This is a genomic window from Amycolatopsis sp. GM8 (genome assembly GCF_021653975.1).
GTDB lineage: Bacteria > Actinomycetota > Actinomycetes > Mycobacteriales > Pseudonocardiaceae > Amycolatopsis_E.
Map to the genome: position 1 here is coordinate 494548 of NZ_JAJKFK010000002.1, position 12529 is coordinate 507076.

At 72.6% G+C, this 12529-nt stretch carries 8 protein-coding genes; 4 read left to right on the forward strand and 4 right to left on the reverse strand.

Features of this window, described 5'->3' with window-relative positions:
* The first annotated feature begins 122 nt into the window (after window positions 1-122).
* Complete coding sequence (locus LOZ83_RS09730) at window positions 123-911, forward strand: SDR family NAD(P)-dependent oxidoreductase (RefSeq protein WP_236790023.1); 789 nt, start codon at window positions 123-125, stop codon at window positions 909-911.
* On the opposite strand, the gene LOZ83_RS09735 is transcribed toward LOZ83_RS09730, so the two are convergent.
* Window positions 898-3189 carry a molybdopterin-dependent oxidoreductase gene (locus LOZ83_RS09735; RefSeq protein WP_236790024.1) on the reverse strand — a complete coding sequence of 764 codons (2292 nt, stop codon included), beginning with the start codon at window positions 3187-3189 and terminating at the stop codon, window positions 898-900. The two genes, LOZ83_RS09730 and LOZ83_RS09735, sit on opposite strands and share 14 nt — an antisense overlap.
* A 42-nt stretch (window positions 3190-3231) precedes the next feature.
* Here LOZ83_RS09735 and LOZ83_RS09740 point away from each other — a divergent pair, with 42 nt between their 5' ends.
* Window positions 3232-4602, forward strand: coding sequence for a cytosine permease (locus LOZ83_RS09740; RefSeq protein ID WP_236790025.1), 1371 nt, complete (start codon window positions 3232-3234; stop codon window positions 4600-4602).
* Here the strand turns inward: LOZ83_RS09740 and LOZ83_RS40370 are convergent.
* A complete protein-coding gene (locus LOZ83_RS40370; protein ID WP_308190202.1) occupies window positions 4589-6364 on the reverse strand; it encodes a rhodanese-like domain-containing protein in 1776 nt (591 codons plus the stop codon). The genes LOZ83_RS09740 and LOZ83_RS40370 overlap by 14 nt on opposite strands.
* Before the next feature lie 120 nt (window positions 6365-6484).
* On the opposite strand from LOZ83_RS40370, the gene LOZ83_RS09755 reads away from it, so the two are divergent.
* Complete coding sequence (locus LOZ83_RS09755; RefSeq protein WP_236790027.1) at window positions 6485-7120, forward strand: L,D-transpeptidase; 636 nt, start codon at window positions 6485-6487, stop codon at window positions 7118-7120.
* Here the strand turns inward: LOZ83_RS09755 and LOZ83_RS09760 are convergent.
* Window positions 7105-9351, reverse strand: coding sequence for a helix-turn-helix transcriptional regulator (locus LOZ83_RS09760; protein WP_236790029.1), 2247 nt, complete (start codon window positions 9349-9351; stop codon window positions 7105-7107). The genes LOZ83_RS09755 and LOZ83_RS09760 overlap by 16 nt on opposite strands.
* A complete protein-coding gene (locus LOZ83_RS09765; RefSeq protein ID WP_236790031.1) occupies window positions 9348-10487 on the reverse strand; it encodes an Hsp70 family protein in 1140 nt (379 codons plus the stop codon). The genes LOZ83_RS09760 and LOZ83_RS09765 overlap by 4 nt, the downstream gene beginning before the upstream one ends.
* A 215-nt stretch (window positions 10488-10702) precedes the next feature.
* Here LOZ83_RS09765 and LOZ83_RS09770 point away from each other — a divergent pair, with 215 nt between their 5' ends.
* Complete coding sequence (locus tag LOZ83_RS09770) at window positions 10703-12475, forward strand: IniB N-terminal domain-containing protein (RefSeq protein ID WP_236790034.1); 1773 nt, start codon at window positions 10703-10705, stop codon at window positions 12473-12475.
* Window positions 12476-12529 lie beyond the last annotated feature (54 nt).

Genomic DNA, 12529 nt, shown 5'->3' on the forward strand with positions numbered 1-12529 from the left:
CGGCCACGCTACCCGCGATCGATAACCCAGCGGCATCAGTCGGCATCGGTTCGGCATTGGAGATCACCGCCGCCGGGAACGCAGGATCGAACCGTCACCTTCACTCGACAGGAGAACGAAACATGGATCTGGAGCTGAAGGGCAAGCGCGTCCTCGTCACCGGTGCCAGCAGAGGCCTCGGTCTGGCGACCGTGAAGGCCTTTCTCGGCGAGGGCGCCGAGGTCGTCGGTGTCGCCCGGCGCAGCACGGCCGAATTCGACGCCACCGGGGCCACCTTCGTGGCCGCCGACCTGGCCCAGCCGGACGGGCCGCGGCGCATGGTCGACACCGTGCTCGCGGCCGACCCCCGGCTCGACGTGCTCGTCAACAATGCCGGCGGCGGCGAGCTGCCCTACGAGGCCTTCAACGACATCTTCGAGGGAGATGACGACGTCTGGAGCGACCTGCTCGCGTTCAACCTGTTGTCGGTCGTGCGCGTGACCCGGGCCGCGCTGCCGGCGTTGACCGAGGCACGCGGGGCCATCGTCAACATCAGTTCGGACGCCGCGCGCCGGCCCGGGGCGGGACCGCTGCCGTACGCCGCTGCCAAGGCCGCCCTCAACATGGTGTCGCGGGCGCTGGCGGAAAAGCTGGTGGCCTCCGGCGTGCGGCTCAACACCGTGTCACCCTCCGGAATGCGTACGTATCTCCTGGAAGGCGAGGACGGCTACATCGCAAAGGTCGCAAAACATATGGGCGTCGACCATGCCGCCCTGCTCGAGGCCCTGCCAGGCCAGAGCGGAATGCTGACCGGGAAGCTGGCCGAGCCGGACGAGGTCGCCCGGGCGGTGCTTCTGCTCGCCTCGCCGACCATCCCGAGCGCGATCGGGGAGAACTGGGCCGTCGACGCCGGTTCCGTCAAGGCCGGGTAACGATGCGCGGCGGCCGGTCGATCGTGACCGACGGCGGCGTGCCATCGTACCGTTCGAGCTCCACCAGAACGTGCTGCCCCGTGCAGCCTTGGGACAGCCGCGAGGACGGCCGGTCCGCGGTCAGCACGTTCGGATTCCCATGTACACAAAGGAAATCCAGCGGATCGAACCAGGCGCCCGTGGGCAGCCGGACGACACCGGGGCGCAGTTCGGTGCTCAGCACGGCCCCCGCGAGGCAGCTGCCGCGATCGTTGAACACCCGCACGACATCCCCGTCGGCGATGCCTCGCGAGCGCGCGTCGTCGGGATGGATCCGGATCGCTTCGCGCCCCGCCACCTTGCCGGCCTGGCTGACCGTGCCCCCGTCGAGCTGGCTGTGCAACCGGGTCTGCGGCTGGTTCGCGATGAGCTGCAAGGGAAACCGCGCCGCGCGCGGGCCGCCGAGCCACTCCGCCGGTTCGAGCCACACCGGGTGGCCAGGGCAGTCGTCATACCCGAACCCGCGCACGCGCCGGGAGGTGATCTCGATCTTGCCGCTCGGCGTGGGCAGCCGGTGGGCGACCGGGTCGCGGCGGAAGTCCGCGAACAGGGTCCGGTCCTGGTTCTCCACCGGTAGCCGATACTCGCCCGCCGCCCAGAAGTCCACAAAGGACGGAATATCGAAACCCTTTTCCAGCAACTGCTTTCGCCACGACTCGTACAGGTGGTCCAGCCAGGCGCGCGGTGACCGGCCTTCGGTGAACCGCTCCTCGATGCCCAGCCGGGCCGCGAGCCCGGCCAGGATCGCGTAGTCGTCGCGGGCTTCGGCGAACGGCTCGGCCACCTGGTGCATCGCGACGAAGTGGGTGTCCCGGCGCCCGGACCCGAAGTCCTCCCGCTCCAGCGACACCGTCGACGGCAGGACGAAGTCCGCGTGGCGCGCGGTCGCGGTCCAGAACGGATCGTGCACGACCGCCGTGTCCGGCCGGGAGAACGCGGTGCGCAGCCGGTTGAGGTCCTGATGGTGGTGGAACGGGTTCCCGCCCGCCCAGTGCACGAGCCGGATGTCCGGGTACGTGCGCACGGTGCCGTCGTAGTCGTACGAAGCGCCGGGATTCAGCAGCAAGTCGGCGATCCGGGCGACGGGGATGAACTCCCGCACGGGATTCACGCCCTGCGCCAGGTGCGGCGTCCGGAAGTCGGGACCGATGTCGCCGATCTCCGCCATGGACCCGTAGCCGTGACCGAACCCACCGCCGGGCAGGCCGATCTGGCCGAGCATCGCGGCCAGCGCGATCCCGGCCCACACCGGCTGCTCGCCGTGTTCGATGCGCTGCAACGACCAGGTGACCGTGATGAACGTCCGCGCCGAGGCCATCCGGCGGGCCAGCGCGACGATGTCGGCCGCGGGCAGTTCGGTGATCGGGCTCGCCCAGTCCGCGTCCTTGGGCACGCCGTCGTCCAAGCCGAGGAGGTAGCGCTCGAACTCGTCGTAGCCGGCGCAGTACCGGTCGAGGAAAGCCTTGTCGTGCAAGCCTTCCGTGACGAGGGTGTGCGCGAGGGCGAGCATCAGTGCGGTGTCGGTCGCCGGGCGGATCGGGTACCAGCGAGCGTCCAGGGACGTGGGAAGGTCACCCCGCAGCGGGCTGATCAGGGCGACCTCGACGCCGCGTTCGCCCAGCTGCGCCAGGAATCCCGGGGTGTGGTGGCGGGTGACGCCGCCCGGGGTGACGAACACGTTCTTCTCCGGCACCCCGCCGAACGCGACGAGCAGGTCGGTGTTCTCGACGATCGTCGGCCAACTCGACCCGTTGCGCATGACTTCGCCGGCACCGCCGACGATGTGCGGGAGCACCACGGTGCTCGTGCCGTTGCTGTAGCTGTTGCGCGCGGAGACGAAGCCGCCGAACGCGTTGAGGAACCGGTGCAGCTGGCTCTGCGCGTGGTGGAACCGGCCCGCGCTGGCCCAGCCGTACGAGCCGCCGAAGATCGCCTGGTTGCCGTGCTCGTCGCGGACCCGGCGGAACTCGGCGGCGAGCAGGTCCAGCGCCTCGTCCCAGCCGACCTGGACGAACTCCTCGCGACCGCGCGCCGGGTCGGGTCCCGGTCCGCGTTCGAGCCAGCCGCGGCGGATCGCCGGCGCCGCGATCCGGGTCGGATGGCGCAGCGTGTCGGTCAGGTTGGCAAGCAGGGGTGACGGCGCCGGGTCCTCCGGGTGCGCGACGACCTCCAGCCGGCCATCGGCGTCCAGCCCCGCGGAAAACGCGCCCCAATGTGATGTGCTCGGCCGCAGACTCACCCGTCCACACCTACCATAAGACCTGCGTGAGACGGTGATGTCATGGACAGGAACGCATTGACCGCCGGTGTCTTCGGCGGCCGGATGCCCGCGCGGGCGGGCGATCTCGGGCTCGAGTCGCACGGGATCACCCCGGTTCCCGACAGCAACCGGTTCGGCAGGCCGATCCGGCTGCTCACGGTGTTCTTCGCGCCCAACCTGACCATGACCGCGGTGTTCTCGGGCACCCTCGGCGCCGGGCTGGGCCTCGGCTTCGGCACCGGCCTGATCGCGCTCCTGGTCGGCACGGTGCTCGGCTCGCTCCCCGTCGCGTACCTGGCGACGTGGGGTCCGCGCACCGGCACCGCGCAACTTCCCTTGGCGCGCCTGCCGTTCCGCGGCACGGTCGTCCTGCCGGGCCTGGTGCAGTGGGTCAGCTCGATCGCGTGGGACGCGCTCGTCGGCCTGTTCGGCGGGGACGCGCTGGCCCAGCTGCTCGGGATCCCGTTCTGGCTGGCGGTCGCGATCGTGTTGCTGCTGCAGTGCGCGGTCGGGGTGCTCGGCTACGAGGTGATCCACCGGGTGCAGGCCGTGATGACGGCCGTCATCGGGGTGTTCTTCGTGGTGCTGACCGTCAAGCTGGTCGGCGGGCACACCGTGGTGACCGCCAACTCGGTCACCGGCGGGGATCTCGCGGGCGCGTTCATCCTGTTCAGCACCATCGCGTTGAGCCTGGCCATCTCGTGGGCGAGCTACGCCTCGGACTTCAGCCGGTACCTGCCCTCGACGACGTCGCGGCCGCGAGCGTTCGTCTACACGCTGCTGGGCGTCACGCTGTCGTTCGCGTGGGGTGAGGCGCTCGGGCTCGCGGCCGGCCAGACGCTGACCGACCAGACCACGGCCGGGATCAGCGCCCTGCTCGGCGGCGGCGTGCTCGGTGCCGTCGCACTGCTGGTGATCGCGCTGACCGCGGTCTCCTCCAACGCGATGAACGACTACAGCGGCTCGCTGGCCCTGCAGACCGTCGGCGTCCGGCTGAGGCGGCCGGTGTCGGCGGTGGTGGTGACGGTGATCGCGTTCGCGCTGATCCTGTGGATGCACAGCGGCGACCTGTCTTCGAAGTTCGAGGACGTGCTGCTGGTCATCGGCTACTGGATCCCGCCGTTCGTCGGGGTCGTGGTGATCGACTGGTGGCTGCGCACCCGGCGCGGGCGCCGCTTCGACGTGCTGGCCGACATCGCCGAACCGCAGCCGGGCTGGCCCGCGCTGGTGGCGTTCGTGGCCGGGTGCGGCGCGGCCGTGCCGTTCATGAACACCAGCATCTACACGGGTCCCGTCGCCGCCGCGGCACACGGCGCCGACCTCGCGTACTACGTCGGACTGGTCGCGTCGGCGGCCGTGTATTCCGTGCTGCGGGCAGTCACTCGCCGGTAGCGACCGGACGGTCCGGGTGGTTGGACCACTGCGACCACGAGCCGGGGTACAGCGCGGCTTCGATCCCGGCCACCGCGAGCGCGGCGATCTCGTGTGCCGCGGTCACGCCGGATCCACAGTAGACACCGACCTGCGTGCCGGCACCGAGTTCGCGGAAACGCGCGGCAAGTTCTTCCGCCGCGCGGAAACGGCCGTCCGGCGCGAGATTCTCCGCCGTGGGGGCACTGACCGCGCCGGGAATGTGCCCCGCACGGGGGTCGACCGGCTCCTGCTCGCCGCGATACCGCTCGCCCGCCCGCGCGTCGAGCAGGACGCCCTGGAACGCGCCGGCCTCGTCCATGGTCAGGACCGGCATATTGCCCGATTTGACGACGAAGTCACCGGCCTTCGGGGCCGGTCCGAAGCCGGTCTCCAGCTCGTCCCAGGCAGCCAGCCCGCCGTCGAGCAGCCGCACGTCTTCGACGCCCGCCCAGCGCAGCAGCCACCAAGCCCTTGCCGCGGCAAGGTTTCCGTTGTTGTCGTACGCCACGACGCGAGAGCCTTCCCGGATCCCCCACCGCCGGGCCGCCGCTTGCAGGGCCTGGGGATCGGGCAGCGGATGGCGGCCTTCGGCCGGGACTGGCGGGGCGGCGAGTTCCGTGTCGAGGTCGACGTACACCGCGCCGGGAATGTGGCCGTCCAGATAGTGCCGGTGCCCGTTCGGGTCGCCGAGCGCCCACCGGACGTCGAGCAGCACGGGCGGATCCGCGGACTCCAGCTGCCGCGCCAGTTCCTCCGCCGTGACCAGCACCGGCGGCACCACCCGCGGCAGCTCGCCGATGTTCGCGCTGCCCGGTTCCTCGCGTCGCTCCGCGGCCAGGCCGATCCGGTGCTGCAGCGCCTCGTTGAGCGGAGCCGGCACGCCGTGCAGGCGCCCGAGCAGCACGATCTCGCCGTTGAGGAAGTCGGCCTCGACCGAACCCGTGCCGCGCGCCAGGCTCTGCCACGTCGAACTGCCGCCGCGCGCATGGCTCGGCACTTCCGCGACGTCCGCGACGGACACGTCCACTTCGGACTCCGCACGGAGATCGGCCGCCGTCATCCCGGCGGCCTTGAACACCCGCAGTGCCTCGGCCCGCAACTCGGCGGCGATCTTCGGGTTCGGGCCGTACAGCGCGTCGACCGCGTTTCGGAGGTTGCCCAGCAGCTTGCCCGCCTTCCAGTGCGACAGGTTCGGTACGACCTGCACGGCGAAGTCGGCTGCCCGGAAGTCGTCGGCGATCCGGGACAGGCGGGGATCGTCGCCGTGGGGGAACTGGCCGAGCCAGAAGATGCCCGGCTGCCGCGCGCCCTCGGCGCTCACCTCACCGGGCCGCAGGTAGCTCGATGGCTGCCAGATCGCCGCGCCGAACACCGTGCGGAACCGGCGCAGTGCCGCGCGCTCGTTCTCGAGCCCGTTCTGCAGGCTCACGATGGGCAGGTCCGCCGCGGCACCATCGCCGGCGGGCCGCCACGACCATTCCCGCAGGACGGCTTCGGTGTCCTGGGTCTTGGTCGCGAGCACCAGCACGTCATCGGCGGTCAGCTCCACCTCGTGCGCACCGGCCGCGACGGTGAGGCGCACCTGCCGCTCACCGCTGGGCCGGTGATACCGCAGCCCGCGCTCGCGGATCGTCGCGCCGTGCTCGCCGCGGGCGATCAGCACGACCGGGATCCCGGCCAGTTCGAGCTGCGCCGCGACGGTCGAGCCGATCGCGCCGGCGCCGATGATGATGTATCGCATGCCCCCATCCCACCACAGCGCACCGAAACAAGATCGTGACCAGCGGCTATCAACCTGAGGTAGCGAACTGACGTCTGAAGCGATGTAACAACCGACCGAAACCGGACCCCGGGGGGCCAAGTGCGCACGAAGAAGATCTGGCTGGTGTTCGCGAGCGTCGCCGCGGCCGCCACCGTCGCCGGTTGCTCCGGCGGGACCAGCGCGAACGTGCAGCCGGCCGCGGCCGCGAGCACGCCGACGTCCTCCATCTCCAGCGCACCGCCGGTCGTCACCACCACCACGACCACACCGCCGCCGAGCACGAGCAGCACCACGCCCGCGCCGCCGAGCTCGTCGACGACGACCACCAAGAAGACCACCACGACGCCGAAGAAGACGACGACTCCACCGCCCGCGGCGCAGCCCCCGGTGCCCTGCGCGATCACCGACGGCGCCTGCGTCGACATCTCCGCGAAGAAGGCCTGGCTGCTCAGCGGCGGCAAGGTGGTCTACGGCCCGGTCCCGATCACCACCGGCCGCAAGGGCTACCCGACCCCGACCGGCACGTTCCACGTGCTCTACAAGGAGAAGATGCACCTCAGCAAGGAGTTCGACAACGCGCCGATGCCGAACTCGGTCTTCTTCTACCCGGGCGACGCCTTCCACACCGGCAGCCTCTCGGCCCCGTCACACGGCTGCGTGCACCTGTCGAGCGCCGCGTCGCTGAAGTTCTTCAGCACGCTCAGCGTCGGGGACGCGGTTCAGGTCGTGCCCTGAGCCACACTGGGCTCCAGCTCCGCGCGCAGTTCGGCCAGTAGCTCGCCGCGGCTGCCGGCGCCCAGCCGCTGGCGCATCCGGGCCATGTGGTGCTCGACCGTCTTCGCCGAGATGAACAGCCGGTCGCCGATCTGCTTGTAGGTCAACCCGGCCAGCACGAGCTCGGCGACCTGCCGTTCACGGCCGCTCAGCCGCGCCGGTCCCGGGGTGGCCGACGGCTCGCGGCCCTGCAGCACCCGGGCGCAGTCCAGCAGGGTCACCATCACCTTGCGGTCGGACGTCCGGATGGCCGCCTGGCCGGCCAGCCGGGCGCCGTCCCAGCACAGGCCGACGTCGTGCAGGCCGCGCGCGGCCGTTTCGACCGCGACCTGGTCGACCTCGCCGCCCAGCACCTTCAACCAGCATTCGGCCGCCTGCGACATCGCCGCGAAGTACGCGCCCGCCCCGGCACCGGTCGCGAGCGCACGGGCGTGCTCGGCCGCCTCGCCGGGCTGCTCGTCGAGGATCGCCGCGTGCAGCCCGCTCCAGTGCAGCGCCGTCGCCCACAACGGCGGATCACCGAGCGCGGCGAGCAGCTGCCGGGCCTGCCGCAGGTGCGGCGCGAGCCGGTCGCGCTCGCCGAGCCGGGCGGCCGCGACCTCGAACTCGCCGAACGGCAGGAAGGTGAACAGGTCCACCGGGTGCCGGATCACCGCTTCCCTTGCCTGGCCCCAGATCCGGCGCAACGCGGCGAGGTCGCTGGCCCGGCGGGCCAGGCCCACCCGCAGGCCGACGGCGAACAGCCAGTCGCGCGGGGACAGGTTGTCCCCGGCCTGGCGCAGCCGCGACACCGCCACCTCTTCGTCGCCGCGCACCATGGCGATCCACGCCAGCAGCAATCGGTGCCGCGCCACCAGCGAACCGGCCTCGATCGCGCGTGTCAGCAACGGCGCCGCGATCTCCGCCTCCCCGCTGTGCACGGCGACGAGCGCGCCGAGCGCGGCCGGGCTGTCCGGCAGCAGCAGCCGCGCCGACACGGGTTCGAGCATCTCCGCGGAACGGACCAAAGTGGACAGTGCGACCGCCGGCTGCTCGGTCACCGATTCGACGACGCCCCGCGCCGCACTGGACACCGCGCCGGACAGCAACGTCGGCGGGCCGCCGCCGGCTTTTTCCAGCGCCTGCTTGGCTTCCGCGGCCCGGCCGGTGCCGACGAGGGCGATCGCCGCGAAGCACTGGGCCTCGCTGGTCCCGGCCCACTGGAACAGTTCCGCGCTGCGGGCGAGCTGTCCCCGGTGTGCGAGCGCCGTACCGGCCACGCGCGCGCCCTCGGACCGGTCCGGTGCGTTCTCGGCCCCGATCACCGCGTCCGCGAGCCGCAGCGCACCGTCGAAATCTCCGGCCCGGCAGGCGGCATCCGCCCAGCGCGCACCCACCTGCCGGCCCGCCTTGGCCGCTGCTTCGTACAGCCGGGCGGCCGCCGCGGGCTCGGCTTCGTCCGCGGCCGCTTCGAAAGCCGCGCCGATCCCGTCGCCCGTCAACCCGGCGCCGAGCAACGGGGTGACCAGCCGCAGCAGGGGACCGCCGCGCTCCAGCTGCCGTTCGACCAGCTCCCGGCGCAAGGAGACCTGCCGGTCGCGGGGCATCAGCTCACGCACCGCCCGCGCCGCGATCGGCAGCAGCTTGCCGTCCGGCGCGAGCAGGCCGGTCGCGTACGCCGCCTCGGCCGACCCGCCCGCGAGATCGGCGCCCGCCCCGGCGTCCGCGGCGACCAGGAACCGCAGCACGTCCTCACCGGCGTGGTCGAGCTCGTGCCGCAACAGGCTCAGCTCCGACGCCGCCCGCACCAGCCCGGGCACACCGCCGGTCTGCGCGTGCACGAACTCGGCCAGCTCGCGGGAACCGGTCGCTTCGAGGAACTTCGCCGTCCGCGCGACGTCGAACGGGCGCAGCACGATCTGCCCCTTCAGCCGCGCGAGTACCCGGTTCAGCTCGGCCCGGCGCGCGTGCGGACGAGTCGCGATCACGATCCCGGCCTGCTCGTCCTCCAGGTGGCGCGACAGCTCGGCCAGTTCCGCGTCGCCCAGCAGATGCGCGTCGTCGACCAGGCGGACGTCGGCGCCGGACAGCCGTTCGAGCACGGTCGTCTTGCCGTAGCCACCGGGCGCCACGACCGCGAGCCGGACCGGCGCGAGCTCGCCGGACACGATGGCGGCGCAGACCCGTTCGGTGGGCTCATCCAGCAGGATCACTCGTCGTCATCCTCGTTTCGGGGCCGCCGGGTCAGCTCGAACCGCCGGCGGGGCGGTTCGAGCGGGGTGAGCACGACCGGCGGTCGTGGCGGGGTGGGCTCGGCATCGTAAACCTCGTCCGGGTCGAGCTCCGGATAGCCCGTCACTCTGGGCACGAGCGCCGTCGACGACGGGGGCGCCTCGGCGGGCGGCCGGGCGGCCAGTGCCGCACCCCGGCAGGCGGCGGTGGCCGGATCGGGGTCGAGCAGGACCCGGCAGTCCAATGCGTCCTCGGCGAGCCGGCTGACCAGCGGAATCCGGGCCACACCGCCGACCAGCAGCGCCGCGGACAGGTCTTCGAACCGGCGCAGCGGGGCCAGCGCCATGGCCAGCATCGGCTCGACCAGCCGCTCGAACTCGGTGCGGGTGACGCGGCCCGGCACGTCCACATCCCGCGACGTGGACAGCAGTTCCTTGGTCTCGGTGGACAGATCGCGCAGCTGGGCCGGATCTCCGCCGAACCGCGCGACGAGATGCTCGGCGAGCACGTCGTCCAGCGCGGGCGCGAGCTGTTCGTCGTGCCCGAGCAGCTCGAAGGTGGCCGCGGCGCGGCGCAGGAGCGCGGTGTCGACGTGCTCACCGCCGAGACGGCAGACCGCGAGCCGGTCGCCGGTTTCGACGCGTTCGCGGACCAGCAGGCTTTCGGCCGCCGCGATGGCGTTCGGCAGCAGCAGTGCGCCGGGGATGCCCGCGTCGTGCAGCGCGTCATGCAGCAGGGAGCGCCGGTAGCCGGTCCAGCTCGGCGGGTGGGTCAGCGCGATCCGCGCCGCGTCGCCGCCCTCGTTCTCGGCGACCTGGTCGGCCACCCAGCCGGCGACAACCGCCGCCAGCGACTCGGGCCGGTACAGCTCGTCGCCCAGCAGCATCGGCACGTCGTCGCCGACCCGCCGGGCGAAACCGCGGGCGACCCGGTCCGGCGCCACCTGCGCGCGCCGCCGGGCCTCCGGACCGGCGACGACCGTCGCGTCCGCGTCGACGTGCAGCACCGACTCGAGCGAGTACACCACCTCCGGCTCGCCCCATCGCTCCCCCGCACGACGGCACACGGCGGCCTTGATCCGGCTGCCACCAATGTCGATACCGAGGACGTAACGCATCCGAGTGCTTCCTCCTAGGAGTCGTCCTTTCGTACCAAAGGCTTCCGTTGGGGTCACATCCCCTAACCCCCTAATGCCCGCACACCCCCATTCGGGGAACGGGACCGGGTCGGATCCCCGATGGCAGGACCAGCGGGAATGCCTAGGTTGGTGGCAGTTGCCCGGCCGTGCCGCGCGATCACCTCATGACCAACTCCTAGATTCCGGAGCTTTCGTTGTCCCTCCCCGTCCAGACGCTGCACGACTTCGTGCTGAACCTGCTGACCGACGACGCCGCCCGGTCGGCCTTCGCCGCCGACCCGACCGCCGCGCTGGCGCACGCCGGGTTGAGCGACGTGACCCCTCAGGACATCCAGGAAGTCGCCCCGCTGGTGGCCGACTACGCGCCGGCGCCCGCCGCGGACGCGCTCGAGTCCGTCCTTTCCTCGCTGCCCGCCGGTGCCGGTGAAGGCGGCCTGCAGGACGCGATCGCGCAGCTGACGGCCGTCGCCGACGCCGCGCACTCGCTGCCGGTGTCGCTGCCGGAGGTGAGCACCCCGGAGCGCGCGCTGCCGACGTCGGAGGGCCTGCCCGTCTCGCTCCCCGCGGTCGGCGAGCTGCCGGCCGTGGGCGCCCTCCCCCTCGGCGAGCTGCCGATCGACGCCCCGAACCTGGGCGACCTGCCGGTGTCGGTCCCGTCGCTGGGCGACCTGCCCGTCGGCGACCTCCCGGTGTCGCTCCCCGCGACCGGCGCACTGCCCACCGGGGCACTGCCCATCGCCACCCCCGACCTGGGCAGCCTCCCGGTGTCGCTCCCCGACGCCGGCGCACTGCCCCTCGGCGAGCTCCCCGCCGTCGGCAACCTGCCCCTCGGCGAGCTGCCGGTCCAGGCCCCGGACCTGGGCAACCTGCCCGCGTCGGTCCCCTCGCTCGACGCCCTGCCCACCGGTGGCCTCCCCGTCTCGCTCCCCGCGGTCGGCGAGCTCCCGGCCGTGGGCCAGCTGCCCGTCGGTGACCTGCCCGTCTCGGTCCCGTCGCTCGACGCCCTCCCGCTGGGCGGCCTGCCGATCGCCGCGCCGGCGCTGCCCAACCTGCCCCTCGGCGACCTGCCGTTCGACCTGCCCAAGGCGGACACGCTCCCGCTGGACTCCTCGGCGCTCCCCGGGGTCCCGGACCTGAACGTGCCGGTCCTCGGCGACGTCAAGACCGCGACCAGCGAAACCGCGCACAGCCTCGCCGGCAGCGTGACCCTCGACGGTGACACGGCGTCGGGCGCGGCCGGTGCCGCGGCTTCGACCGAGAACGTGGCCCTCGCCGGTGCGTCGGATTCGCAGCTGGGCACCCTGACCGGCAGCGCCGTCACGGGCCTCGACAGCGTCGCGGGTGGCGTGCAGACCGAGTCCGGCGTCGGCTCCTACTCGGTGGGCATCGCGGGCACCCCGGCCGGCTTCGACTCGGTCGGCGACCTCGGCAGCTCCCTCGACTCGGACGCGCTCGCCAAGAGCGACACCGCCGCGGGCCCCCTCGCCGACTTCGTCTCCTCCGGTGGCGAGCTGCTCGGCCAGCCGGTCGAGGCGAGCACCGCGACCATCGGCGGCTACCTGACCAGCGGGCTGCCCGCCGCCGCCCCGGTGGCCGTGCCGGCCGAAGCCGTGACCGCGGCCGGTGCCCAGGCCGGCAACGGCCTCGACCAGGCGACCACCGCGATTTCGGACCAGGCCGCGCACCTGCCGGCCGTCCCGGCGCTGCCGGTCCCGGCCGAACTGCCGGCGCACCTGCCCGCCGATCTCCCGGCGCACGCCGGTGCCGACCTGCCGCAGGCGCTGCCGCACCTGCCGGTCGCGAACCCGCTGCCCCAGGTCACCGACGGCCTGACGCACGTCATCACCGACAACCCGGTCACCGACATCGTGACGCACAGCCCGCTCGGCGACACGCTCGACCACGCTCAGCTGCCCGAGGCCCCCAGTCTCGACAGCCTCCACAACGACCTGCCTTTCGGCCACTGACCGCGCCCAGTGAGGCGAGTGGTGTTCTCGCCAGTGCCCTCCCTCTGGGGTGAG

Coding starts and splice junctions, on each gene's coding strand:
- LOZ83_RS09730 (WP_236790023.1), top strand. CDS start 123: ATGGATCTGGAGCTGAAGGGCAAGCGCGTCCTCGTCACCGGTGCCAGC.
- LOZ83_RS09740 (WP_236790025.1), top strand. CDS start 3,232: ATGGACAGGAACGCATTGACCGCCGGTGTCTTCGGCGGCCGGATGCCC.
- LOZ83_RS40370 (WP_308190202.1), bottom strand. CDS start 6,364: ATGCGATACATCATCATCGGCGCCGGCGCGATCGGCTCGACCGTCGCG.
- LOZ83_RS09765 (WP_236790031.1), bottom strand. CDS start 10,487: ATGCGTTACGTCCTCGGTATCGACATTGGTGGCAGCCGGATCAAGGCC.